The organism is Streptomyces sp. NPDC102259, assembly GCF_044766465.1.
GTDB lineage: Bacteria > Actinomycetota > Actinomycetes > Streptomycetales > Streptomycetaceae > Streptomyces.
The window spans coordinates 539,331-563,327 of record NZ_JBIWMA010000002.1 but is presented as its reverse complement, the minus strand read 5'-3'; the positions used below and the strand labels follow the sequence as shown (position 1 = coordinate 563,327).

The following is a 23,997-nucleotide window of genomic DNA, read 5'->3' as shown; positions in this document are numbered from 1 at the left end:
CACGGAACCTCCCCGGACCGGGCGGGGAACACCCACGCCACATCCGAGTGGCATGCACGCGTCGGGGTGGTGGACCGCCTGTGAGCGAGCCGTGCGAGGATGGGACGCCCCCGCACCCAAATCGGCGAGAATGGCCTCGTCGGAGCAGGTGAGCGGGCCTGTCGAACGGGCTGAGGGAAAGGACCGGAGCGTACGTGAGTGAGAATCAGAACCTCCTCGCGGAGCAGCGCCGCGCCCTGATCCTGGACGAGGTACGCCGCAGGGGCGGCGTACGGGTCAACGAGCTGACCCGCAAGCTCGGCGTGTCGGACATGACGGTGCGCCGCGACCTCGACGCGCTGGCGCGACAGGGTGTCCTGGAGAAGGTGCACGGCGGCGCGGTGCCGGTCGTGGAGGCGAGCACCCACGAGCCGGGCTTCGAGGCGAAGTCGGGCCTGGAGCTGACCGCCAAGGAGGACATCGCGAAGGCGGCGGCGGAACTCGTCGCCCCGGGCAGCGCGATCGCGCTGTCGGGCGGTACGACGACGTACGCGCTGGCGCATCACCTGGTGGACGTGCCGGATCTGACCGTGGTGACCAACTCGGTGCGCGTGGCCGACGTCTTCCACGTGGCGCAGCGCACCTCGGGCCCTCGGCAGGGCGCGGCCACGGTGGTGCTCACCGGCGGGGTGCGCACGCCGTCCGACTCGCTGGTGGGGCCGGTCGCCGACCAGGCCATCGCGGCGCTCCACTTCGACGTGCTGTTCCTCGGTGTGCACGGGATATCGGCCGAGGCCGGTCTGTCGACGCCGAACCTCGCGGAGGCCGAGACCAACCGGCGTCTGGTGCAGTCGGCGCGCCGGGTGGTGGTGGTCGCGGACCACACCAAGTGGGGTGTGGTGGGCCTGAGTTCGTTCGCGGCGCTGGAGCAGGTCGACACGCTGGTGACGGACGCGGGACTGCCGGAGGCGGCGCGCGTGGAGGTCTCCGAGCATCTGCGGCGGCTGGTGGTCGCCGGCGAGCCCGGTGAGGGTACAGACATCTGAAGGGCCTGCGGCTAGGGTGACGCACCCGTTTCCTCGCCCTGAAGGGGTTGCGCGCATGGCTCACCGGTTGCGCCCCGAAGGACTCGCCTTCGTCGAGACCGCTCCCGTACGGCTGGTTTTCGCCCGGGAGGTGTCCGCTCCCCCCGAGCGGGTCTTCCACGCGCTCGCCGAGGACGTGTCCGGCTGGGCGGAGTGGTTCCCCGCCGTGACGTCCGTCCAACCGCTGGACGACGGCGCGGGGCGCGACGTACGGCTCAGGGGCGGCACCCGTTTCCGGGAGACGGTGCTCGTGGCCAAGGAGCCGGAGGTGTACGCCTACCGCGTGGACGTGACCAACGCGCCGGGCGTCCGGGCCCTGGTCGAGGAGTGGCGGCTGTCGCCGGCCGGGGCGGGGACGCGGGTGCAGTGGACGTTCGCCGCCGACGGGAACGGCGCGTTCCGTGCGGTTCTGCGGCTGGCCCGGGCGGGTCTGGGGCGGTCGTTCCGGGGCGCGGTGACGAAGCTGGACCGCCGGCTCACCCCGTAAAGGGCGCCGGCCCGCCCGCTCCGGCGGCGCGTACCGGGAGTCAGGCCGGCCACACGCCCGTGGACAGCAGCGACTCGATCGCGGTGGTGTACGGGGCGATGTCCAGGCCCTGCTCGGCGAGCCAGGCGTCGGAGTAGTACTTGTCGAGGTAGCGGTCGCCCGGGTCGCACAGCAGGGTGACCACGCTGCCGCGGCGCCCGTCGGCCACCATCTCGGCGACGATCTTCAGCGCGCTCCACAGTCCGGTGCCCGTCGAGCCGCCCGCCTTGCGGCCGATGGCCCGTTCCAGGGCGCGCACGGCGGCGACGCTGGCCGCGTCCGGGACCTTCATCATCCGGTCGACGGCGCCGGGCACGAAGCTGGGCTCCATGCGCGGCCGGCCGATGCCCTCGATGCGCGAGCCGCAGTCGCAGGTGACGTCCGGATCGCCGGTGGTCCAGCCCTCGAAGAAGCACGAGTTCTCCGGGTCCGCGACGCAGATGCGGGTGTTGCGGCGCGTGTAGTGGACGTACCGGGCGAGGGTCGCGGAGGTGCCGCCGGTGCCGGCCGTGGCCACGATCCAGGCGGGCTCCGGGAACCGCTCCCACTCCAGTTGGCGGAAGATGGATTCGGCGATGTTGTTGTTCCCGCGCCAGTCCGTGGCCCGTTCGGCGTAGGTGAACTGGTCCATGTAGTGACCGCCGCTGTCCGCCGCGAGGCGGGCGGACTCCTCGTACATCGTGCGGGGGTCGTCGACGAAGTGGCACCGGCCGCCGTGGAACTCGATCAGGCGGATCTTCTCGGCGCTCGTCGTGCGCGGCATGACCGCGATGAAGGGCACGCCGATCAGCTTGGCGAAGTACGCCTCGGAGACGGCCGTCGAACCGCTCGACGCCTCGATCACCGGACGGCCCGGCCGGATCCAGCCATTGCACAGGCCGTAGAGGAAGAGGGAGCGGGCGAGTCGGTGCTTGAGGCTGCCGGTGGGGTGGGTCGACTCGTCCTTGAGATACAGGTCGATGCCCCACGTCTCGGGGAGCGGAAAGCGCAGCAGATGGGTGTCGGCCGAGCGGTTGGCGTCGGCCTGCACCTTGCGGACGGCCTCTTTCAGCCAGTCGCGGTAGGCGGTGTCGCTGCGGTCGACGTCGAGGGTGGCGCCGGTCCTGCTGGGCTGGGGGGTGGTCACGGCGGGGCTCCTTCAGGCTTCGCGCCGACGGTGGTCCGCGCGGTCGACGCACCGATCATAAACACCAGCCACACGCTTCTCACCTGCATAAACACACCTTTGGGAGCCTCAAAGGCGGCCCTGGGGGGCGGCTTTGGGCGCGCGGGGGCGCATTCCCGCGAATGCTCCGGGCGGGTGGCGCCCAGGCGTCGTGCGCACTGGTGCTCGACGGCGGGCGCGGGCAGACTGCACCGGGTCGGGCGAAGGCCCGGGCGGGGGGATGACGCCGGTCCGGACGCGGGTTCCGGACGGGGGCGCACACTGGATCGAGGACGAGTTCGATCACGACGCGGGCTGGATCACGACCCACGCGGGTGCACGGTTCGGCTCGCCCAGGCACACAAGGGGGCGGGGAGGCATGGCGGAGCCGGAGTTCACGGCCACAGGCGTGCGCATCGGCAAGCGGCTGCGTTCGCTCACCCGGGCCGGCCAGGTCCGGATCAGCGACGGCAGGCTGGAGCTGCTGACCAGCTACGGCAGCGAGATCGACAGCGCGCCGGTGCAGGCGGTCCGTGCCTCCAGGCCGTGGTTCGCGCCGGAGGACCGGGCACTGGCCGACCTCAACGGCAAGCGGTATCTGCTGACCCTCGGCGACCACGACCCGGCGCCGGGCGAACCGGGGCCGCCCGCGGCGCGCCGCTTCATCGAGGCCGTGCGCAGGGCGGCGGGGCGCGGCGGCTGAGCCTACGCCGATGAGGCCGGACGGGTGGCCTGGCCGACGTGAGTTGCGGCATGGCGGCCCCTGCGCCACTCTGGTCTCACGTCACTCTGGGTTTACCGGCGATAACGCTGCGAACCAGCCCGCCGGCCACGACAGCAGGCGGCCGCCTTGCGCAGACGCTCTGCTCGATCCGAATCCCGTGTTCTTCCGGACCTAAGTCGGGGAGTCGCAGCCGTGATCACCAACCCGAACAGGCACTGCACGGTCGAGCTTCAGGCCCTGCCGTCGCGGATCGGCCAGGTCCGCAGAATCGTATCGGCGCAGTTGCGCTACTGGCATATGGATCCGCTCATAGACCGCGCCGCACTCGGTGTGACGGAGCTGTTGACCAACGTCCACCTTCACGCGCAGCCCGACAAGCTGTGCGTCGTGGAGATGGAGCTGCTGCTCGACCGGCTCACCGTCTCCGTGCGCGACCACGACCCGCGCCTGCCGGTCGTGGGGGCGGTCGACGACGGGGCGCTCTCCACCTGTGGGCGCGGCCTGGCCATGGTCGCGGCGGTGAGCGAGAGTTGGGGCGCCCGGCCGGACGGCGAGTCCGGCAAGGTCGTGTGGTTCACGCTGCCGACCCCCGTCGCCACGCGCGAGCTGTCGGCGCGTCCGCCACGTCGTACGCCCCGGGAGACGGTCCCGCCGCGCTTCACGGAGGTCGTTTCCGTCGACGACCTGCGGCCCGCACATGCCCCCGCCCGGTCGGCCGTCGTCGGCTGACCGGGCGGTGACGTCACCCTCGGGGCGTACGTGGCCGGGGCGTACGTGCCTGGGCCACGGAGTCTCGTCCCTGGGGTGTACGCCGTTAGGGCGTACGTCACTCCGTGGCGATGGCGCGCAGCACGTCCAGGCGTGCCGCGCGCCGGGCCGGGCGCAGGCCGGCGAGGGCTCCGGCGGCGACGCCCACCAGGGCCACCACGGCGAGTCGCGCGGGCGGCAGTGCGAAGGCGAAGACGCTGTCGCTCGCCCCGTCGGAGGCCCGGACCAGCACCCAGCCGAGGAAGGCGCCGAGGGCCAGGCCGCCCGCCGTGCCGAACGCGGCGACCAGGATCGACTCCCAGCGGACCATGGCCCGCAACTGGGACCGGGTCTGGCCGACGGCCCGCAGCAGGCCGAGCTCGCGGGTGCGTTCGTGGATCGCCAGGGTCAGCGTGTTGGCGATGCCCAGCAGGGCGATGAGGACCGCGAGGGCGAGCAGGGCGTAGACGAGGGTGAGCATCATGTCGATGCCGCCGGCCGAGGACTGCGCGTACTCGTCTCGGGTCTGCACCTCGGGATTGCCGTACCGGGCCGCGACCTTCTCCACGGCCGCCTTGCCGTCGGCCGTGCTCACGCCGTCCGCGAAGGCGACCGCGAGCAGTGTGTCGGCGTCCTGGGTGCGGTGCGGGGCCCAGGCCGCGCGGGTGATGACGTAGTCACCGGCGAGTTCGGAGCGGCCGTAGACCGCCCGTACGGTGAACGTCTTCTCGTCGCCGTCGGTGAAGACGAGCCGGGCGGCGTCACCCGTGGTCAGATGCCGGCGGTCCGCCTCCTGCCGGGTGATCGCGATGCCGTCGGTCCCGAGGGCGCTCAGGTCTCCCTGGACGGCGCCGAGGTCGAAGGTGCGGCGCAGTGCGACCGGGTCGGTGACGGTCAACGCCCGCCCCTTCCCGTCGACTTCCGCGACTCCCCGGCCGAGTCCGACGGCCGTGTCCACCTCGGGGAGCGTGCCGAGGGCCGGGGCGAGCTTCGGGCTGAGTCCGCTGCCGCCCGCGCCGAAGGAGGGGGTGCTGACGGCCACGTCGCCCGCGAAGGAGCGGGAGACGGTCTGGTCCATGGTCGCCTTCAGGGAGGCCCCGAACACGGTGAAGAGGGAGACCACGGCGACGCCGATCATCAGGGCGCCCGCGGTGGCCGCCGTCCGCTTCGGGCTGCGCAGGGCGTTGCGGCGGGCGAGACCCCCGGTGACGCCCCGCAGCCGGTCCAGCGGGCTGCCGAGAACGCGTACGGCCGTGCCGGAGGCGACCGGGCCGAGGACGACGAAGGCGATCAGGGCCAGGACGGCTCCTCCCCCCGCCAGCCACAGGGACGGGACGACCAGGACTCCGGTGAGGGTCACGGCGACGGCGAGGACGAGCAGGCCGGTGCCGGTGAGGGCGCGTGGGCGGGAGGCGCCGGCGGAGTCCACGGCCGTCTCGCGCAGCGCGGCCAGCGGGGCGGTGCGGCCCGCGCGCACGGCGGGCGGCAGCGCCGACCCCAGGCAGACCAGGACGCCGACCACGAGGGGGGGGCCAGCGACACGGCGCTGATCACCAGGTCGCCCTCGGGGAAGGGGAATCCGATGGCCGGGAACAGCGCCTGGAGACCGGCGGCGATACCGATGCCGCCCGCCAGTCCGGCGGCCGAAGCGGTCACGGCGACCGCGGCGGCCTCGACGAGTGTGGCCTCGGCGACCTGGCGGCGCGAGGCGCCGAGGGCGCGCAGCAGGGCGTTCTCACGGGCGCGTTGGGCCACGACGATCGCGAACGTGTTGTGGATGGAGAAGGTCGCGACCAGCAGGGCCACACCGGAGAACACCAGGAGGAACGTGGTGAAGATCGTCAGGAACTGGCTGGCGATCATGTCGGTGTTCTCCTGCGCCGACGCCTGACCGGTGATGGCCTCGACGCCCGTGGGCAGTACGGGAGTCAACCGGTCGACGAGCTCCGACTGGCTCACTCCCGGGTCGGCGCGCACGACGATGCCCGTCGCCCGGCCGGGCCCGGCGGTCAGGTACTTCTCGGCGTCGGCGCGGGTCATGCCGGTGAAGGTCACCTGGGCCATGCCGTCCTCGCCGCCGAAGGTCGCGAGTCCGACGATCGTCACGCGCACGGGATCCGGGGTGCGCAGCGTGGTGGTGTCGCCGATCCTCAGGCCGCCCTTCTCGGCGGCGCCCCGGTTGACGACGACTTCGCCCGACCGGGCCGGTGCGCGGCCCTGCGCGAGCCGGTAGGGGTTGAGCTTCGCGTCGGTGATCCAGTTGCCGGCGAGGGTGGGCGGGCCCTGGCCGCCGATCGGCTCGCCGTCGCTGCCGACGAGTTGTCCCGGGCCCTGGATGTCGGGGGCGACGGCCGCGACGCCGGGGACGGCCGCGACGGTGTCGACCAGGTCCGTGGGGATGGGCTGTCGCACGCCCTGGCTCTCGCCGGGGGTGGTGATGGCGTCGGCTCCGCGCACGACGGCGTCGGTGCCCGCGGTGGCGTTGCCGAACATCGAGTCGAAGCCGGCCCGCAGGGTGTCCCCCATGACCAGCGTCCCGGCCAGGAAGGCCACGCCGAGGAAGACGGCGAGGAAGGTCCCGGCGAAGCGGCGCCGGTGGGCGCGCAGGGACGAGAGGCTGAGCCGCAGCGACGCGTTCATGACGGCACCTCGAACGCTTTCATACGGTCCAGGACGCGGTCGGCGGTCGGGGACTCCATCCGGTCGACGAGCCGTCCGTCGGCGAGGAAGACGACCTCGTCGGCGTGGGCGGCGGCGACCGGATCGTGGGTGACCATGACGACCGTGCGGCCGGTCCGGCGTACGGTGCGGGCGAGGAGCCCGAGCACCTCTCCCCCGGCGCGGGAGTCGAGGTTGCCGGTGGGCTCGTCGGCGAAGACGACGTCCGGCCGGCCGGCGAACGCCCTTGCCACGGCGACGCGTTGCTGCTGGCCCCCGGAGAGCTCGGCGGGCCGGTGGTGGAGCCGGTCGCGCAGTCCGACGACGTCCACGAGGGCATCGATCCACTCCGCCTCGCCCCGCTCGCCGGCCAGGTCCAGCGGCAGCCGGATGTTCTCCTCGACGGTCAGGGTCGGCACCAGGTTGTACGCCTGGAAGACGAAACCGACCCGGTCGCGGCGCAGGAGGGTGAGGCGCCGGTCGTCGAGGGTGCGCAGTTCGGTGTCGCCGATGTACGCGGTGCCCGAGGTGAGGGTGTCCAGGCCGGCGGCGCAGTGCATCAGCGTGGACTTGCCCGAGCCCGACGGGCCCATGATCGCGGTGAACCGTCCGGCCGGAAAGGCCACGTTCACCCCGTCCAGGGCCCGTACGGCGGTGTCGCCGACGCCGTACACCTTCACGGCGTCGACGACTCGCGCGGCGTCGCGCGTGGCCGTGGTGGCGGTCGCGGTGCTCATGCCGCGCCGCCCTTGCCCGTGCGGCCGAACTGCTCGTCCAGGACGGACAGCCGACGCCAGTACTCGTCCTCGTCGATCTCGCCGGAGGCGAAACGACGGCCGAGGACGGCCAGCGGCGAGTCGCCGGTGGGCCGGGGGTCGCCGACCGCGCTCCACGGACCGCGGCGGCCTCGCCACACCGTGCGGCGCAGGAGCGTGACGACGCCGACGACGACGGCCGCCCAGATCAGTGGGAAGAACAGGATCCACGGGCCGGGTCCGCCACCGTCCCAGTTCGCCAGGGTGTTCATCTCGGGTCATCTCCTCGAGTGGTTCGCGTGATGTCTCGAGAGTCCCGCGCGGCGGGGGTTCGGGTCGTCGTACGACCAGCGGCAGTACGCGTACCCCGCCGGGAGTACGCGCGTGTGTCCCGACTGCTCCTGGAGGGGTGTTCCTGGAGGGCTCGATTCTGTAACTACTAGTATGTACAGTGGGTTCGTGAGCACTTCGGAGCGACTGATCGAGTCCACCCGGGAACTGCTCTGGGAGCGCGGTTACGTGGGGACCAGCCCCAAGGCGATCCTGGAGCGGTCGGGCGCCGGGCAGGGCAGCATGTACCACCACTTCAAGGGCAAGCCCGACCTCGCCCTGGCGGCGATCCGGCGCACGGCCGACGAGATGCGGGCCACGGCCGAGGGAGTGCTCGACGGGCCGGGCACGCCGTACGAGCGCATCGCGGCCTACCTCACGCGCGAGCGGGACGTGCTGCGCGGCTGCCCCATCGGGCGACTGACGATGGATCCGGAGGTGATCGCGAGCGACGAGCTGCGCGAACCCGTGGACGAGACGATCGACCTGATCCGTGAACGAATCGCGCACCTCGTCGAAGAGGGCAAGGAACAGGGGCAGTTCAGGCCCGAGCTGGACGGCGAGGCGATCGCCGCCACCGTCGTCGCGACCGTCCAGGGCGGCTACGTCCTGGCCCGCGCGTCCGGTTCACGGACCGCGTTCGACGCGGGTGTCCGCGGACTGCTCTCGCTGCTCGCACCACGTCCCGCCGACTAGGAGGCCCTGTGCACGCCATGCAGTACGAAGTCACTCTGCCCGCCGACTACGACACGGGCGTCATCCGCGCGCGCGTGTCCCGTGTCGGGCATCTCCTCGACGACTGGGAGGGCCTCGGCCTCAAGGCGTACCTGCTGCGCGAGCGCGGGGTGCACGGCTCACCGGTCAACCAGTACGCGCCGTTCTACCTCTGGAACACCGTGGAGGGCATGAACGCCTTCCTCTGGGGAGGCGGCTTCCAGAAGCTGAGCGACGACTTCGGGCGTCCGACGGCCCGTCAGTGGACCGGTCTGGCGTACGAGGAGGGCGTCGCCGCCGGTTCCCCGGCCCGGTTCGCCGTACGGCGGCGCGAGCCGGTGCCGGACGGAGTGGCGCTGTCCGAGGTGGCGCGGGACGCGGTGGCCGAGGCCGCGCGGCTGGCACGGGAGGAGGGCGCGGTGCTCGCGGCGGCGGCCGTGGACACCAGCCGCTGGGAGAGCGTGCACTTCTCCCTCTGGGAGCACGACACGCCGAAGGCCGAAGGCGACCTGTTCCAGGTGCTGCACCTGTCGACGCCGGGGCGGGCCGCCCTGCCCGAGGGCCGACAGTGGTGACGGCCGTCCGGACCGTGCTCGGGGACCTGCCGGCCGAACGGCTCGGCGTGTGCGACGCGCACGACCATCTGTTCTTCGGCAGTCCCCGACTGCCCGGTCAGGAGCTGAACAGCCGCTCCGCGGCGGGCGCCGAGCTCGCCGCGTTCCGCGCGCAGGGCGGTGACGCCGTCGTGCAGTGGACGCCGTACGGTCTCGGGCGGCGCGCGGCGGATCTGCCGCCGCTGTCCCGGGAGGCCGGGGTGCATGTGGTGGCCGCGACGGGTCTGCACCAGGACGTCCACTACGACGAGGCGACGCTCGACGGTCTGCGGCACCGGCTCGCCGAGTTGTTCGTGGCCGAACTGACCGAGGGCATCGGGACGTCGGGGGTCCGCGCCGGGCTCGTCAAGGTCGCGGGCGGGTTCCACGCCCTCGACGCGCACACCCGCTGGACCATGACCGCGGCGGCCGAGGCGCATCACGCGACGGACGCGCCGATCGCCGTCCATCTGGAGCTGGGCACCGGCGCGCTCGACGTGCTCGACCTGCTGTGCGGGGAGTTGGACGTGCCCCCGCACCGCGTGATCCTCGGGCATCTCAACCGCGCGCCCGACACGGTGGCGCACCGGCAGGCCGCCGAGGCGGGCTGCTGGCTCGCCTTCGACGGCCCGTCACGCGCCCACCACGCCACCGACTGGCGGATGCCGGACGCCGTACGGGCCCTGGCCGACGCCGGTTTCGGCGACCGGCTGCTGCTCGGCGGCGACACCACCACGGCCGCGGCCCGTTCCGTCGACGGCGGACCCGGGATGCCGTATCTGCTGCGCCGGGTCCGCCCGAGGCTGGCGCTCGCCGTGGGTGAGGAGCTCGTGGCGCGGATCCTGGCGGAGAATCCGGGGCGGGCCTTCGGCGTCGAGTGGCGCTGAACGCCGGGCCCGGCCGCGGGGACGCTCAGGTGGACGCCTGGCCGCTGTCCTTCAGGGCGCCCCAGCCGTGCCAGCGGTCGATCTCGATCCAGGCGCTGACGCGGGAGCGGACCCGGTCCGGGTACGGCTTGCCCGTGTAGTGGGTGGAGATGCGGTCGATGTCGGTCAGGCCCTCGTCCTCGCGCAGCTCGGCCGCCCGCCCGATGAGGGTGACATGCGTGTACCAGTCGTCGGCGTCGAGGACGGTGAGGGTCAGCCGCGGGTCGCGGCGCAGATGCTGGAGGCGGACCCGCCCCTCGTCCAGGCTGATCAGGACGCGCCCGTCCTCCCAGAGGTACCAGGTGGGGGTGGAGACGGGGGCTCCGTCGGAGCGCAGGGTCGCCATCACGCAGGGGTTGGGGCGGCCCAGCAGCTTGACGGCCTCGGGCGGAAGCGGGGGCTTGGACATGGGATCTCCTCTCGGTTCAGGCGTTCTTTTCGACGCTCAGCCGTTCTTGTCGAACCTCAGGCGTTCTTGTCGAAGCTGGCGAAGTAGGCGGCGGCCATGTCCTCGTCACCGTGGCCCTGAGCGGCGGCCCGCTCCAGACGCTCGGCACTCGCCGCCGCCACGTCCAGCCGGACGCCGTGCTCACGGCCGGCCTCGACGATCAGACGCGCGTCCTTCGCGGCCGTCGTCACCGCGAACTGGGCGGGCGAGAGCCGATCCTCCAGGATCAGGCCGGTCTTCGCCTTCAAGTACCCCATGTCGAGCGGGCCACCCGCGATCAGCTCGAAGAACGCGTTCGGGTCGACATCCAGGGACTGCGACAGGGCGAGGACCTCGCCGGCCGCGGCGGTGGCCGCGAGGACCCAGCTGTTGGCCACCAGCTTCAGGCGCGTCGCACTGCCCTCGCCGCCGTCCTCGCCCGTCCACACCGTCCGCGCGCCCACCGCGTCGAAGACCGGCGCCACCGCCTCGCGGTGCTCGCTCGGGCCCGCCACCAGCACGGTCAGCTGACCGGCCTCGGCGGGTTGCCGGGTGCCCAGGACGGGCGCGTCGAAGAAGACGAGGTCGTGTGCGCTCGCAAAGGCTGCCAGGTCGCCGATGGCTCCGGTCCCGGCGGTCGTCGACTGCACCCACGCCGCTCCGGCGCGCAGGCCGGGAGCGGCCTCGCGCATGACGTCCAGGGCGGCGGGGCCGTCGTAGAGCATGGTGAGGACGACGTCCGCGCCCTCGACCGCCTCGGCGGGGGTGTCGACGACGTGGACGCCGTCGGCGGTGAGCGGCTCGGCCTTGGCGCGGGTGCGGTTCCAGGCACGCACGGTGTGGCCCGCCCGGGCCAGGTTGCGGGCCATCGCGGCGCCCATGATGCCGGTGCCGAGGACGCCCACGGTCAGTTCGTCTGTCATGGCCTCAACCTACGTCGACGCCGCGCCGACCGGGCCGTCCAGCCACGCCTGGTGGCCGTTGGGCTTCGCCGGCCGGTCACGCTAGAACGGCAGCGCACCTACGTCCTGGCGCACCTACGTCCTGTGCGGAGCGGCCGAGGACAACTCCTGGTCGACGATCGACGTCTCCTTCACCCTCGCCCACCTGGCCGCGCTCACCCCGGGCCGGATGCGCTGCTTCGCGGGCGGTGCGCCGGGCGCCGAGGACGACGGCTGGCTCACCGCGTCGATCGAGGACTTCCGCGCCGACGCCTGCCAGGACGACTGACCCGCCCCCTTCCCCGCACATACTTGACCGATCATTCTCGTTTGATCTAGCGTCACCTCATGGCCAGGACCAAGGAATTCGACCCGGACGCGGCCCTCCAGTCGGCGCTGGAGCTGTTCTGGCGGCGCGGCTACGAGGCCACGTCGATGGCGGACCTCGTCGAGCACCTGGGAATCGGCCGCGCCAGTCTCTACGCGACCTTCGGCAACAAGCACGACCTGTATCTGAAGGCGCTGGACCGGTACGGGGAGAAGCACCAGCCGCTGCTCCTGGACGAGTTGTCGCAGCCGGGGCCCGCCCTCCCCGCGGTGCGCGCCGTGGTGCGGCGGTTCGCCGCGGAGGCGACGGACGAGGCGAGCCGGGCGTACGGCTGCCTCGTCACCAACACGGCGGCGGAACTGGCCCCGCACGACGCCGCGGCGGCCCGTCGGGTCGAGCGGAGCTGGGAGCACCTGGAGACGCTGCTGGAGTCGGCGCTGGTGCGCGCGCGGGCGCGGGGCGAACTGCCGGCCGGGCGTGATCCGCGGGGGCTGGCGCGCATGCTGCTGGTCCTGCTCCAGGGACTGCGGGTGGTGGGCAAGGCGTCGCCCGATCCCGCGCGGGTGCGGGACGCGGCGGAGCAGGCGCTCACCCTGCTGGACTGACCGCGCCCTGGACCGACCGGCCTTTGGACTGACCGGCCCCGGCCCATGGAAACCGTTGGGGCCGCTTTCGCCTGCCCACATACTGGAACGATCAGTCTTGAAAGGACTGCCATGCCTCGGAACCGCTTCTCCGGCCGCACCGCACTCGTCACCGGTGGGGGTTCCGGCATCGGACGCGCCCTCGCCCTGGCTTTCGCCGCCGAGGGAGCCCGGGTCGTCGTGTCCGGGCGCACCCGCGCCTCGCTCGACGAGACGGTCGGGCTCGTCGAACGGGCCGGGGGGACGGCGTTCGCCGGGGTCGCCGACGTCTCGCGCGCCGCCGACCTGGACGCGCTCGTCCGGGCGGCCGTCGACCGCTTCGGGTCGCTCGACGTCGCCGTCAACAACGCGGGGGTCCTGCGGGCGGGCCGTCCGCTCGCCGAGGTCGACGAGGAGGACTGGCGATCCATGCTGGACACCAACCTGACCGGTGTCTTCCTCGCGCTGCGGGCCGAGGTGCGGCAGATGCGGACGCAGCCGGGCGGGGGCGCGATCGTCAACGTGTCGTCCAACATCGGCGTCCACCGGCAGATCCGGGGCCTGACCGCGTACGCCACGAGCAAGGCGGCCGTGACCGCCCTGACCCGTGGCGCCGCCCTGGAACACCTGGGGGACGGCGTCCGGATCAACGCCGTCAGCCCCGGCCCGTCGGAGACGGCGATGTCGCTGCGGCCCGGCGAGTCCGAGACCGAGCGTGCCCTGCGGATGAAGGAGCAGTCGCCGCTGGGCCGGGTGTCGTCGACGGAGGAGGTGGCCCAGGCGGTCCTGTATCTCGCGTCGGACGACGCGGCCTCCGTGGTGGGCACCGACCTGGTGATCGACGGCGGGGCCGCGCTGTGAACCGGCCGTGAACCGGCCGTGAACCGGGCGGGCCGGGCGCGAGGCGGCCTCTGCGGTGGGCCGGGCGGAGCCGTGGGCCGCCGCCGCGTCTCACACGGGGCCCAGCGCCCTCAGCGGGTCGTCCAGCACCGGCTGCCAGGCCAACTCGGCCGCGCCGACCAGGCTGTTGTGATCGAGGGAGCAGGCGAGGATGGGGACGCTGCCGCTGCGGCCCCACAGGCTCCGGTCCGCGACGACGGCACGCAGCCGGTCGGGGTCGGCGTCGAGCAGGGTTCCGTGCAGGCCGCCGAGGATGATGCGGTCGGGGTTGAGGATGTTCACCAGACCCGCCAGGCCCAGGCCGAGCCGGTCGATCAGGGCTTCGGCGGCCATGCGGACCACCGGATCGCCGTACTCCTCGCCGATCAGCTCGTTGGCCTGCTGGAGCAGGGAGCCTTCGGGGCCGGGTGCACGGCCCGCGGCGTTGAGGAGGGCGAGCGGATCGGCCTCGACGTCGAGACAGCCCCGGCTGCCGCAGTAGCAGGGGCGGCCCTCGGGGTTGACGGTGAGATGGCCGACCTCCAGGGCGAGGCCCGAACTGCCCGTGTGCAGACGGCCGTCCAGCACCAGCGCGCCGCCGACGCCCCGGTGCCCGGTGGCCACGCACAGCAGGTCGCGGGCGCCGCGTCCGGCGCCGTGCCGGTGTTCCGCGAGGGCGGCGAGGTTGACGTCGTTGCCCACGAATCCGGGGCCGGTGAGACCGGCGGCGCGGACCCGCTCGGCGAAGATCTCCCGCACGGGCGCGCCCACCGGCCACGCCAGGTGCAGGGGGTTCAGCGCCAGCCCCTCGGGTTCGGTGACCGCGGACGGTACGGCGAGTCCGGCGCCCACACAGGGCCGGCCCGTCCGGCGCAGCAGTTCGGCGCCGGCGTCGACCGCGGCGCCGAGCACCTTGGCGGGGTCGGCGTCGACGGTCTCGCAGCTGGGCGTGGTGGCGACGATCCGCCCGCCGAGACCGACCAGCGCGGCCCGGAACCCGTCGGCGTGGACCTGCGCGGCGAGGGCGACCGGGCCTTCCTCCGCGACCTCGAGCCGGTGCGAGGGGCGGCCCTGCGAACCGGCGGCGGCGCCCGGCCGCGCGTCGACCCTGATCAGGCCCAGGGCCTCCAGCTCCGCGGCGACCGCGCCGGCCGTCGCGCGGGTGACGCCGAGTTCCGCGGTGAGTACCGCGCGCGTGGGCGCCCGCCCGGTGTGCACGAGCTCCAACGCGGGCCCGAGCGCACCGCGCCCCCGGTCCAACCGCGCTCTCGAGGTGGTCCCATCCCCCGCCGGCCGGGGGTCCGCCTTGCCGCTCATGAGGGCGAGTCTCCCATGATCCGTTCCTCAGGTGGCGTCGGGGAAGCCGCTCACCCGCAGCGTGATGTTCAGCCGTCCCGTCAGGCCGAGGCCGGCCGGCGCCGTGCCCGGCAGGACCCGCGGCACCCCGTGGTACGCGAGCCGCGACGGCCCCCCGAACACGAACAGGTCGCCGCTGCGCAGCTCGACGTCGGTGTAGGGCCGGGTCCGGGTCTCGGGGTTGCCGAACCGGAAGACGCAGGTGTCGCCGAGGCTGAGGGAGACCACGGGCGCGTCGGACCTCTCCTCGGCGTCACGGTGCATGCCCATGCGGGCGTCGCCGTCGTAGAAGTTGATCAGTGCGATGTCGTACGCGGCTCCCCGGGCCCGCGCCGGTCCCAGCGCGTCGGAGACCGCGCGCCGGCCGAGCTCGCCCAGCCAGGCGGGGAAGGGCTTGACGGGCGTGCCGTCGCCGTCGCTGACCGTGCGGGCGTAGGCGTACGGGTACCAGTGCCAGCCCAGGCAGACCTGGCGGGCGGTCATCGTGCCGCCGCCGGGTGTACGGACCGTGCGCAGACCGGCCGGCGGACGGGCCCAGTCCCGGCAGGCCCGGAGCAGCTCACGCTGGTGTGCCGGATCCACCCAGTCGGGCACGTGCACCGCGCCCGGCGCGACCTGCGCACGTTCGCGCGGAAACAGCTCGGAGTCCATGGGCCCATCCTCCGCCATGGGCCCGACACCGGGCCTGAGCTGCTGCTCGGTTAGCCTTGACGCACGATGAACGACCGTATGACGACGCCGTGGGGCGAGGTCACGCTGGCCCGCCACCCCGAGGATCCGCGCGAGACGCTGCGCGCCTGGGACGCATCCGACGCGTACCTGCTCAGACACCTCGCGGAGCAGGAGGTGCCGCTGACCGGCACGGTGGTGGTGCTGGGCGACCGGTGGGGCGCGCTGGTCACGGCGCTCGCCGCGCACCGCCCGACGCAGATCACCGACTCCTGGCTCGGGCAGGAGGCGACCCGGGCGAACCTGGCGCGGGCCGGCGTCGAGACCGGCGCGGTCCGGCTGCTCACCACCCAGGACCCGGTGCCGGAGCGGATCGACGTGCTCCTGGTCCGGGTGCCCAAGAGCCTGGCATTGCTGGAGGACCAGCTGCTGCGGCTGGCCCCCGCCGTGCACGCGGGCACGGTCGTCGTCGGCACCGGCATGGTGAAGGAGATCCACACCTCGACGCTGAGGCTGTTCGAGCGGATCCTGGGGCCGACCCGGACCTCGCTGGCCGAGCAGAAGGCCCGGCTCATCCTCTGCGCACCGGCCCCGTCGCCGCGACGCCCCGCCAACCCGTGGCCGTACGCCTACGACCTTCCCGACGACGTCGGCGGCGCCCTCTCGGGCCGTCCGGTCGTCAACCACGCGGGCGTGTTCTGCGCCGACCGGCTCGACCTCGGCACCCGGTTCCTTCTCCAGCACCTGCCGACGACCAGCGGCACCCGCCGGGTCGTCGACCTGGGCTGCGGCAACGGGATCGTCGGTACGGCCGTCGCGCTGGCCAACCCGGAGGCCGAGGTGCTGTTCACGGACGAGTCGTTCCAGGCGGTGGCGTCGGCGGAGGCCACGTACAAGGCGAACGGGGTGCCGGGGCACGCCGAGTTCCGGGTCGGGGACGGGCTGGCGGGGGTGGCGGACGGCAGTGTGGACGTCGTGCTGAACAACCCGCCGTTCCACTCCCACCAGGCGACGACGGACGCCACGGCCTGGCGGATGTTCACCGGGGCTCGGCGCGCGCTGCGGCCGGGCGGCGAGCTGTGGGTGGTGGGCAACCGGCACCTGGGCTACCACGTGAAGCTGAAGCGGCTGTTCGGCAACAGTGAACTGGTCGCCGGTGACCGGAAGTTCGTGGTGTTGAAGGCGGTCAGGCAAGGGTGAGTCCGACACCGGTGACGATCCGCTCGACGGTGCGCGCCATGGCCTCCCGGCCCGCGCTCAGATAGGTCCGGGCGTCGACCGCGTCCGGATGCGCGCCCAGGTGCTCGCGGATCGCGCCGGTCATGGCCTGGTTGAGCGCGGTGCCGATGTTGACCTTGGCGATGCCGCCCGTGACGGCGGCCGTCAGCTCGCGGTCCGGGACTCCGGAGGAGCCGTGCAGGACGAGGGGCAGGTCGAGGGCCGCGCGGAGCCGCGCGAGCAGGCCGTGGTCCAGGGCCGCGGTGCGGGTGGTCATCGCGTGGACGCTGCCGATGGCGACGGCGAGGGCGTCCACGCCCGAGTCGGCCACGAACGCGCGGGCCTCGTCCGGGTCGGTGCGGGCCCCCGGCGTGTGCGCGCCCTTGCCGCCTATCTCCCCCAACTCGGCCTCGATCCACAGCCCTTGGGCATGCGCCAGCTCGACGGCGGCACATGTCGCGGCGAGGTTCTCCTCGTACGGCAGGCGGGAGGCGTCGTACATGACCGAACTGAAGCCCGCGTCGGCCGCCCGGCGCAGCAGCGGGTCGCTCCGGACGTGGTCGAGGTGCAACGCGACCGGCACGGCGGCTCGTTCGGCCGCGACGGCGGCGGCGCGCGCGAGCGGAAGCAGCTGCCCCCGGCGGTAGGCGACGGCGTTCTCGCTGACCTGGAGGACGACGGGCGCGCCGGCGGACTCCGCGCCGGCGATGACGGCCTCGACGTGTTCCAGCGTGATGATGTTGAAGGCGGCGACGGCGGTACGGGCCGCCTGCGCCCGGGTGACCAGTTCGCCGGTGGTGGTGAGCGGCACGGCAACTCCTCTTCGCGAGTCGGGGCTCAGGGGGTGAGGATCACCGAGCGGGTGAGGTGGCGCGGGCGGTCCGGATCGAGGCCGCGGGCGGCGGCGACGGCCACGGCGAGGCGCTGGGCGCGGACCAGTTCGGCGAGCGGGTCCAGCTCGCCCGGCACCCACAACGCGCCGGTGGCGCCCACCTGCCGGGCCAGCCCGTCGGGCGCCTCGCCGAACATCCAGGTCGCCGTGGCGGCGGTGGCGATGCTGATGGGGCCGTGCCGGTACTCCATCGCGGGATAGGCCTCGGTCCAGGACAACGACGCCTCGCGCATCTTCAGCGCGGCCTCGTTCGCCAGTCCGACGGTCCAGCCGCGCCCGAGGAAGGTGAACTGCCCGCAGTCCACGAGTCCTCGCGGAAGCGGCTCGGCGAGCGCGGTGCGGGCGTCGGTGACCACGCTGTCGCCGTGCAGGCCGAGATGGGCGCGGAGCAGGGTGAGCGCGGTGGTGGCGAACCGGGTCTGCACGACGGAGCGTTCGTCGGCGTAGTCCAGGACCACGACATCGTCGGCCGAGTCCATGACCGGGGTGTGCGGGTCGGCGGTGATCGCGGTCGTGCGGGTGTGTCCGCGCAGACGGCCGAGCAGGTCGAGGACCTCGCTGGTGGTGCCGGACCGGGTCAGGGCGACGACCCGGTCGTAGGAGCGGGCGTGGGGGAACTCCGAGGCGGCGAAGGCGTCGGTCTCGCCGTGCCCCGCTCCCTCGCGCAGAGCGGCCGCGGCCTGGGCCATGAAGTACGAGGTGCCGCAGCCGACGATCGCGACCCGCTCCCCGGACCCCGGCAACTCACTGGCGTATCGGGATACTTCGGCCGCGGCACGGGTCCAGCACGCGGGCTGGTCGGTCAGTTCGTCCTCGACGTGGGTCATGCCCCACCTCTTCCCGACGGTGACTGTTCATGAGTGTTCATGCAAGATAGAGCCACCATTCGAGCAACTTCAAGCATCCGAACGGAGATCGTCGATGTCGCGTGACGCCCGCTGGAAGGCGCTGCTGGAGCTCCTCGTCGAGCGCGGCCGGCTGGACGTCGAGGCGGCGGCGGCCGAGCTCGCCGTGTCGGCGGCGACGATCCGCCGTGACTTCGACCAGCTCGCCGAGCAGCAGATGCTGCTGCGCACGCGGGGCGGGGCGGTGGTGCACGGGGTGTCGTACGAGCTGCCGTTGCGGTACAAGACGGCCCGGCAGGCTTCCGAGAAACAGCGGATCGCGAGGGCGGTGGCCGATCTGGTCGCGCCCGGCGAGGCGGTCGGGCTGACCGGCGGCACGACGACCACGGAGGTGGCGCGCGCGCTGGCCGTGCGGGACGATCTGACGTCCGGCTCCCCCGCGCTGACCGTGGTCACGAACGCGCTGAACATCGCGGCGGAGCTGGCGGTGCGACCCCAGTTCAAGATCGTGGTGACCGGCGGGGTGGCACGGGCGCAGTCGTACGAGCTGGTCGGACCGCTCGCGGACGGGGTGCTGGGTCAGATCACCCTCGACGTGGCGGTGCTCGGTGTCGTGTCCTTCGACGCGACGCACGGCGCCGCCGCGCACGACGAGGCCGAGGCCGCGGTCGACCGGCTGCTGTGCGAGCGCGCCGAACGGGTGGTGGTGGCCGCCGACTCCAGCAAGCTGGGGCGGCGGGCGTTCGCCCGGATCTGCGCGGCCGACGCGGTGGACACACTGGTCACGGACACGGCGGCCGACGCGGCGGCGGTGGAACGGTTCGAGGAGGCGGGCATCAGGGTTCTCCTCGCCTGAACCCGCAGGCCGCCCGCCCCCGCCCGCCACCCGCGTCCTTGCCGCCGTGTCGCGGCCGGCCATGAACTAGTCCCCGGCGTGGGCGAGTTCGACGTCGTGGTCGTCCACGTCACCGCCGCCGAGGCTCACGCCGGTCGCGCGGGGCGGGTAGCCGGTCGCGATGACCGTGTACCGGCCGTCGTCCAGGTCGGCGAAGGCGTACGCCCCGTCGCTGCCGGTCGTGGCGGTCGCCACGACGTTCCCGGCGGCGTCCACCAGGGTCACCCGCGCGTCGCCCAGCGGTGCGCCCGCGCCGCGTACCGTGCCCCGCACCAGCGCGCCGGTCCGCAACGCGACGTCGACCCGGGTGACACCGGTGACGCCGATCTCCACGGGCAGTGCCAGCGGCCGGTGCTTGGGCGAGCTGACCGCGAGGGTCACCGGACCCGGCACCAGTTCGGCGACGGAGAACTCGCCCGTGCCGTCGGTCTGCGTGGTGACCAGCACATCGCCGCGCACGTCGGTGAGGACGACCACCGCCCCGGCGACCGGCGCCCCGCCGTCCACGGAACGTACCGTGCCGACGAGCCCGCTGGTGCCGCCGAGCAGCACGTCGTACGTCACCGGCGCCGCCCCGACCACCACGGTCGTCGCCTGCGGCTGGTGCCCGTCGGCGGCGGCGATGAGCACGTAGGTGCCCTCTCCCGGCGCCTCGACGGCGTAGGAGCCGTCCGTCTCGGCGACCGTCCGGCTCAACTGCCGCCCGTCCAGCGAGATCAGGGTGAGCGCGGCACCGTCCACCGGCGCGCGCTCCGCGCCCCGCACATGCCCGCGTATCGGATGCCCGCCGCCGGCCGGACCGCCGTCGCTCAGCCCGGGGACGACCGCGACCAGGTCCGCGACCGCGCGGGCCAGCGGCACGGCGACCGCGGCGCCCACGACCTGCTCGTCCGGTACGGCGACAGCCGCTACGGCGACGGCCGGTACCGCGACGCCCGGTACGGCGACGGCCTGTTCGGCTCCTGCGGGCCCGGCCTCGGCGGGTACCGGGGAGACAGGTTGGGTGGCCGACGCGGCCGTGCCCGCCGGCCGCTGCCGCGGGATGAACGCGGCGACGACGAGGGCCAGGAGCGCCGCTCCGGAGCCGATGGCCATGACCACCTTGAAGCCGTTCTCCGAGGGCAGTGCGGCGCCGCCGAAGGTGGTGGTCATGCGGGCCAGGATCACGCCGGCGACGGCGCCGGCGGTGGAGGTTCCGATGGACCGCATCAGCGTGTTGAGGCTGTTCGCGGCGGCCGTCTCGGAGGGGTCCACGGCGCCCATGATGAGCGCGGGCATGGCCCCGTAGGCGAAGCCGATGCCGGCGCCGATGACGCAGGAGGCCAGGACGAGTTCCCACACCGCGTCCATCAGCACGAGAGTGAGGCCGTACCCGGCGGCGACGATGACGGCGCCGAGCATGAGGGTCACCTTCGGGCCCCGCACCCTGGAGACCAGCGCGGAGAGCGGCGCGGTGGCCATCATCACCAGGCCCGTGGGCGCCATCACCAGGCCGGCGGCCAGCAGCGACCTGCCCAGACCGTAGCCCGTGGCCTCAGGCAACTGGAGCAGCTGAGGAAGGACCAGGGACATCGCGAACATGGAGAAGCCGAAGGCCATCGAGGCGAGGTTGGTCACCAGCACCTGGCGGCGGGCGGTGGTCCTCAGATCCACCAGGGGTTCCCTGACGCGCAGTTCGAACACGCCCCACAGCAGCAGGACGACGACCGCGGCGGCGAAGAGCCCGAGGGTGGTGCCGCTCCCCCAGCCCCAGTCGGCGCCCTTGGAGATCGCGAGCAGCAGACACACCAGCCCGGCCGCCATACCGAGGGCGCCGACCAGGTCGAAGCGTCCGCCGGTGCGCACCTTCGACTCGGGCACGAAGACCGGGACGAGCACGGCGGCGACGACGCCGAGGGCGGCCGACGTCCAGAACAGCGCGTGCCAGTCGAAGTGGTCCGCGATGAGCGCGGCGGCGGGCAGTCCGAGGGCGCCGCCGATGCCGAGGGAGGCGCTCATGAGGGCGGTGGCCGAGCCGAGCCGCTCGGCGGGCAGTTCGTCCCGCATGATGCTGATGCCGAGCGGGACGACCCCGGAGGCGAGTCCCTGGAGGGCCCGGCCGACGATCACCGGGACGAGCCCTTCGCTGAGGGCGGTCGTGACCGATCCCGCGATCAGCATGAGAAGGCTGACGAGCAGCATGCGGCGCTTGCCGTACATGTCGCCGAGCCTGCCCATGACGGGGGTGGCGACGGCGGCCGCGAGGAGGGTGGCGGTGACCGCCCAGGCGGTGTCGGAGGCCGGGGCGTCGAGCAGCTTCGGCAGCTCGGGGACGATCGGGATGACCAGGGTCTGCATCAGCGAGACCACGATCCCGCCGAAGGCCAGCACCGCCACGACGAGGTCGGCCCGCGGCGCGGCGGATCCCTCCCCCGCCTCCGGGGACCTGGGTTGCGCATGGGACATGGCCGAGCCTCCGTGGGGGGATGCGGTTCTGCACGACTGCGCAGCATCGTAAGCCCGCTTGATTGACTCAAGCAACGAGTACTTTCGGTGTGCGGCAGGTGAAGAAACCGAGCAGAGGGCTCCGGGCGGAGGGCCCAAGGCGGAAGGCGCGGGGCGGAGGGTTGGAGGGCGCAGGGCGCAGGGCGGAGGGCGGAGGGCGGAGGGCTCAAGCGGAGGGCAACGGGGAAGGCGCGGGGCGGAAGGCCTGGCAGCGGGACCGGGCAGCGGGCTCTGCCCGGTCCCCCGCGGCGTCGGCTACAGCGCGCGCTCCAGCTGGTCCGCCACCAGCTTCACGAACCGTCCGGGCTCCTTCGGCCGCCCGCCCTCGGCGAGGACCGCCAGTCCGTGCAGCAGTTCGGCGGTCTCGGCGAGCCCCGCACGGTCCTCCCGCTCCTTGTACGCCTGGTTCAGGCCCTTCACGAGCGCGTGATCGGGGTTCAGTTCGAGGATCCGCAGAGCGCGCGGCACCTCCTGCCCCATCGCGCGATACATGTTCTCCAGCGCCGGGGTGAGGTCGTGCGCGTCGGAGACGATGCAGGCCGGGGACACGGTGAGGCGGGACGACAGCCGCACCTCCTTGACGTCCTCCCCCAGCCGCTCCTTCATCCAGTCGAGCAGACCGGCGTACTCCTCGCCCTGCTTCTCGCGCTCGCCTTCGGCCTTCTCGTCGTCCGCCCCGTCGAGGTCGACCTCGCCCTTGGCGACGGACCGCAGCGGCTTGCCCTCGAACTCGCCCACCGCGTCGACCCACACCTCGTCGACCGGGTCGGTGAGCAGCAGGACCTCGATGCCCTTCGCCCGGAACGCCTCCATGTGCGGGGAGTTCTCGATGCTCTGCCGGGACTCGCCGGTCAGGTAGTAGACGGCGTCCTGTCCGTCCTTCATCCGCTCCACGTAACTCTTCAGCGTGGTCGGCTCGTCCGCGCTGTGCGTGGTCGCGAACGAGGAGACGGCGAGGAGGGTGTCGCGGTTGTCGGAGTCGGACAGCAGTCCTTCCTTCAGGACGGCGCCGAACTCCCGCCAGAAGGTGGCGTAGCGGTCGGGGGCCGCGGTCATCATGTCCTTGACCGTGGAGACGACCTTCTTGGTGAGCCGGCGCTGCATCATCCGAATGTGCCGGTCCTGCTGGAGGATCTCGCGGGAGACGTTCAGCGAGAGGTCCGCCGCGTCGACCACGCCCTTGACGAAGCGCAGGTAGGGCGGCAGCAGCGCCTCGCAGTCGTCCATGATGAAGACGCGCTTCACGTACAGCTGCACACCGCGCTGGTAGTTCTGGTTGTACAGGTCGTGCGGGGCGTGCGAGGGGACGAACAGCAGCGCCTGGTACTCGAAGGTGCCCTCCGCCTGGAGCCGCACGGTCTCCAGCGGTTCGCGCCAGTCGTGGCTGATGTGCTTGTACAGCTCGTGGTACTCGTCGTCGGACACCTCGTCGCGCGAGCGCGCCCACAGGGCCTTCATCGAGTTCAGCGTCTCGGGTTCGGGCGCGGTGGCGGCGGTCCCCTCGGCGTCGGTGGTGTCGGCGGTGGCGCCGTCCACCGCCTTCGGGACGAGCCTGATGGGCCAGGTGATGAAGTCCGAGTAGCGCTTGACGATCTCCTTGATCGTCCGGTCCGCGGTGTAGTCGTGCAGCTGGTCGTCGGCGTCGGCCGGCTTCAGGTGCAGCGTGACCGTGGTGCCCTGCGGCGCGTCGTCCACCCTCGCCAGCGTGTAGGTGCCCTCACCGCGCGACGACCAGCGGGTGCCGTGGCTCTCGCCGGCCCGCCGGGTCAGCAGCGTCATCTCGTCGGCCACCATGAAGCCGGAGTAGAAGCCGACTCCGAACTGCCCGATGAGCCCCTCGGCCCCGGCCTCCTCCTGGGCCTCGCGCAGCTCCTGCGCGAACTTCGCAGTGCCCGAGTTGGCGATCGTGCCGATGAGCCGGCCGACCTCCTCGTACGACATCCCGATGCCGTTGTCCCGCACGGTCAGGGTGCGGGAGTCCGCGTCGATCTCGATCTCGATGTGCGGGTCGGAGACGTCGGCGTCGAGCGTGTCGTCCCGCAGCGCGGCGAGACGTAGCTTGTCCAGCGCGTCGGAGGCGTTGGAGACGAGTTCGCGGAGAAAGACGTCCTTGTTCGAGTAGACCGAGTGGATCATCAGCTGCAACAGCTGACGGGCCTCTACCTGGAACTCAAACGTTTCGGTCGACATGATGAGCGTGTACCTCACAGGTTCGGGAGTCTCCTGGACTGGCTTGAGCCACTGTAAAACACCAAGTCA

General features: G+C 72.9%; 22 protein-coding genes and 1 pseudogene. 11 read left to right on the top strand and 12 right to left on the bottom strand.

Going from position 1 to position 23,997, the window contains the following annotated elements:
• Positions 1 to 194: 194 nt before the first annotated feature.
• Both ACIRPU_RS07055 and ACIRPU_RS07050 read left to right on the top strand, forming a co-directional pair.
• Positions 195 to 1,025 carry a DeoR/GlpR family DNA-binding transcription regulator gene (locus tag ACIRPU_RS07055; RefSeq protein WP_384116007.1) on the top strand — a complete coding sequence of 277 codons (831 nt, stop codon included), beginning with the start codon at positions 195 to 197 and terminating at the stop codon, positions 1,023 to 1,025.
• Between the two features lie 55 nt (positions 1,026 to 1,080).
• On the top strand, positions 1,081 to 1,551 hold the full coding sequence (locus ACIRPU_RS07050) for an SRPBCC family protein (protein ID WP_403862737.1): 471 nt from the start codon (positions 1,081 to 1,083) through the stop codon (positions 1,549 to 1,551).
• 40 nt (positions 1,552 to 1,591) lie between these two features.
• Here ACIRPU_RS07050 and ACIRPU_RS07045 read toward each other — a convergent pair whose 3' ends face one another.
• On the bottom strand, positions 1,592 to 2,716 hold the full coding sequence (locus tag ACIRPU_RS07045; RefSeq protein WP_403862734.1) for a PLP-dependent cysteine synthase family protein: 1,125 nt from the start codon (positions 2,714 to 2,716) through the stop codon (positions 1,592 to 1,594).
• A 397-nt stretch (positions 2,717 to 3,113) separates the two neighbouring features.
• Between ACIRPU_RS07045 and ACIRPU_RS07040 the strand changes: the two genes are divergently transcribed.
• Both ACIRPU_RS07040 and ACIRPU_RS07035 read left to right on the top strand, forming a co-directional pair.
• Positions 3,114 to 3,437: a hypothetical protein gene (locus ACIRPU_RS07040; protein WP_054240675.1), complete on the top strand. Its 324-nt coding sequence runs from the start codon at positions 3,114 to 3,116 to the stop codon at positions 3,435 to 3,437.
• 213 nt (positions 3,438 to 3,650) lie between these two features.
• A complete protein-coding gene (locus tag ACIRPU_RS07035) occupies positions 3,651 to 4,187 on the top strand; it encodes an ATP-binding protein (protein WP_403862731.1) in 537 nt (178 codons plus the stop codon).
• A gap of 97 nt (positions 4,188 to 4,284) precedes the next feature.
• On the opposite strand, the pseudogene ACIRPU_RS07030 reads toward ACIRPU_RS07035, so the two are convergent.
• From ACIRPU_RS07030 to ACIRPU_RS07020, 3 genes and pseudogenes are all read right to left on the bottom strand, one after another.
• A pseudogene (locus ACIRPU_RS07030) lies at positions 4,285 to 6,845 on the bottom strand (ABC transporter permease).
• Positions 6,842 to 7,600, bottom strand: a complete 759-nt coding sequence (locus tag ACIRPU_RS07025) for an ABC transporter ATP-binding protein (RefSeq protein WP_403862728.1) — start codon at positions 7,598 to 7,600, stop codon at positions 6,842 to 6,844. Before ACIRPU_RS07025 ends, ACIRPU_RS07030 begins: the two are co-directional and overlap by 4 nt.
• Positions 7,597 to 7,890, bottom strand: a complete 294-nt coding sequence (locus tag ACIRPU_RS07020; RefSeq protein ID WP_355701878.1) for an SHOCT domain-containing protein — start codon at positions 7,888 to 7,890, stop codon at positions 7,597 to 7,599. The genes ACIRPU_RS07025 and ACIRPU_RS07020 overlap by 4 nt, the downstream gene beginning before the upstream one ends.
• 172 nt (positions 7,891 to 8,062) lie before the next feature.
• On the opposite strand from ACIRPU_RS07020, the gene ACIRPU_RS07015 reads away from it, so the two are divergent.
• From ACIRPU_RS07015 to ACIRPU_RS07005, 3 genes are read left to right on the top strand one after another with little or no spacing between them, the layout of a single operon-like run.
• Positions 8,063 to 8,644: a TetR/AcrR family transcriptional regulator gene (locus tag ACIRPU_RS07015; protein ID WP_403862725.1), complete on the top strand. Its 582-nt coding sequence runs from the start codon at positions 8,063 to 8,065 to the stop codon at positions 8,642 to 8,644.
• An 8-nt stretch (positions 8,645 to 8,652) separates the two neighbouring features.
• Positions 8,653 to 9,237: a DUF4865 family protein gene (locus tag ACIRPU_RS07010; RefSeq protein ID WP_403862722.1), complete on the top strand. Its 585-nt coding sequence runs from the start codon at positions 8,653 to 8,655 to the stop codon at positions 9,235 to 9,237.
• Positions 9,234 to 10,142 carry a phosphotriesterase gene (locus ACIRPU_RS07005; RefSeq protein WP_403862719.1) on the top strand — a complete coding sequence of 303 codons (909 nt, stop codon included), beginning with the start codon at positions 9,234 to 9,236 and terminating at the stop codon, positions 10,140 to 10,142. The genes ACIRPU_RS07010 and ACIRPU_RS07005 overlap by 4 nt, the downstream gene beginning before the upstream one ends.
• 25 nt (positions 10,143 to 10,167) lie before the next feature.
• Here ACIRPU_RS07005 and ACIRPU_RS07000 read toward each other — a convergent pair whose 3' ends face one another.
• Positions 10,168 to 10,590 (bottom strand): PPOX class F420-dependent oxidoreductase, encoded by a 423-nt coding sequence (locus ACIRPU_RS07000; RefSeq protein WP_403862716.1) that lies wholly within the window; start codon positions 10,588 to 10,590, stop codon positions 10,168 to 10,170.
• 56 nt (positions 10,591 to 10,646) lie between these two features.
• Complete coding sequence (locus ACIRPU_RS06995) at positions 10,647 to 11,531, bottom strand: NAD(P)-dependent oxidoreductase (RefSeq protein ID WP_403862714.1); 885 nt, start codon at positions 11,529 to 11,531, stop codon at positions 10,647 to 10,649.
• Between the two features lie 366 nt (positions 11,532 to 11,897).
• On the opposite strand from ACIRPU_RS06995, the gene ACIRPU_RS06990 reads away from it, so the two are divergent.
• Together ACIRPU_RS06990 and ACIRPU_RS06985 are read left to right on the top strand one after the other, a co-directional pair.
• Positions 11,898 to 12,482 carry a TetR/AcrR family transcriptional regulator gene (locus tag ACIRPU_RS06990; protein WP_403862711.1) on the top strand — a complete coding sequence of 195 codons (585 nt, stop codon included), beginning with the start codon at positions 11,898 to 11,900 and terminating at the stop codon, positions 12,480 to 12,482.
• Between the two features lie 111 nt (positions 12,483 to 12,593).
• Positions 12,594 to 13,361: an SDR family NAD(P)-dependent oxidoreductase gene (locus ACIRPU_RS06985; protein WP_384116047.1), complete on the top strand. Its 768-nt coding sequence runs from the start codon at positions 12,594 to 12,596 to the stop codon at positions 13,359 to 13,361.
• 90 nt (positions 13,362 to 13,451) lie between these two features.
• On the opposite strand, the gene ACIRPU_RS06980 is transcribed toward ACIRPU_RS06985, so the two are convergent.
• Together ACIRPU_RS06980 and ACIRPU_RS06975 are read right to left on the bottom strand one after the other, a co-directional pair.
• Positions 13,452 to 14,696, bottom strand: a complete 1,245-nt coding sequence (locus ACIRPU_RS06980; RefSeq protein WP_403862707.1) for an ROK family protein — start codon at positions 14,694 to 14,696, stop codon at positions 13,452 to 13,454.
• Between the two features lie 27 nt (positions 14,697 to 14,723).
• Positions 14,724 to 15,386 carry an alpha-ketoglutarate-dependent dioxygenase AlkB family protein gene (locus ACIRPU_RS06975; RefSeq protein ID WP_403862704.1) on the bottom strand — a complete coding sequence of 221 codons (663 nt, stop codon included), beginning with the start codon at positions 15,384 to 15,386 and terminating at the stop codon, positions 14,724 to 14,726.
• Between the two features lie 78 nt (positions 15,387 to 15,464).
• Between ACIRPU_RS06975 and ACIRPU_RS06970 the strand changes: the two genes are divergently transcribed.
• The gene (locus ACIRPU_RS06970; protein ID WP_384116101.1) at positions 15,465 to 16,604 is read left to right on the top strand and encodes a methyltransferase; all 1,140 of its coding nucleotides are present in this window, start codon (positions 15,465 to 15,467) and stop codon (positions 16,602 to 16,604) included.
• Here ACIRPU_RS06970 and ACIRPU_RS06965 read toward each other — a convergent pair.
• A complete protein-coding gene (locus ACIRPU_RS06965) occupies positions 16,591 to 17,433 on the bottom strand; it encodes a ketose-bisphosphate aldolase (RefSeq protein ID WP_403862701.1) in 843 nt (280 codons plus the stop codon). The genes ACIRPU_RS06970 and ACIRPU_RS06965 overlap by 14 nt on opposite strands.
• A gap of 26 nt (positions 17,434 to 17,459) precedes the next feature.
• Positions 17,460 to 18,341, bottom strand: a complete 882-nt coding sequence (locus ACIRPU_RS06960) for an SIS domain-containing protein (protein WP_403862698.1) — start codon at positions 18,339 to 18,341, stop codon at positions 17,460 to 17,462.
• Positions 18,342 to 18,435: 94 nt separating this feature from the next.
• Here ACIRPU_RS06960 and ACIRPU_RS06955 point away from each other — a divergent pair, with 94 nt between their 5' ends.
• Complete coding sequence (locus ACIRPU_RS06955; protein WP_403862695.1) at positions 18,436 to 19,215, top strand: DeoR/GlpR family DNA-binding transcription regulator; 780 nt, start codon at positions 18,436 to 18,438, stop codon at positions 19,213 to 19,215.
• A 66-nt stretch (positions 19,216 to 19,281) separates the two neighbouring features.
• On the opposite strand, the gene ACIRPU_RS06950 is transcribed toward ACIRPU_RS06955, so the two are convergent.
• The gene (locus ACIRPU_RS06950; protein ID WP_403862692.1) at positions 19,282 to 21,699 is read right to left on the bottom strand and encodes an MFS transporter; all 2,418 of its coding nucleotides are present in this window, start codon (positions 21,697 to 21,699) and stop codon (positions 19,282 to 19,284) included.
• A gap of 294 nt (positions 21,700 to 21,993) precedes the next feature.
• Entirely contained in the window at positions 21,994 to 23,928 is a 1,935-nt protein-coding gene (gene htpG / locus ACIRPU_RS06945; protein ID WP_403862689.1) for a molecular chaperone HtpG, read from the bottom strand.
• Positions 23,929 to 23,997 lie beyond the last annotated feature (69 nt).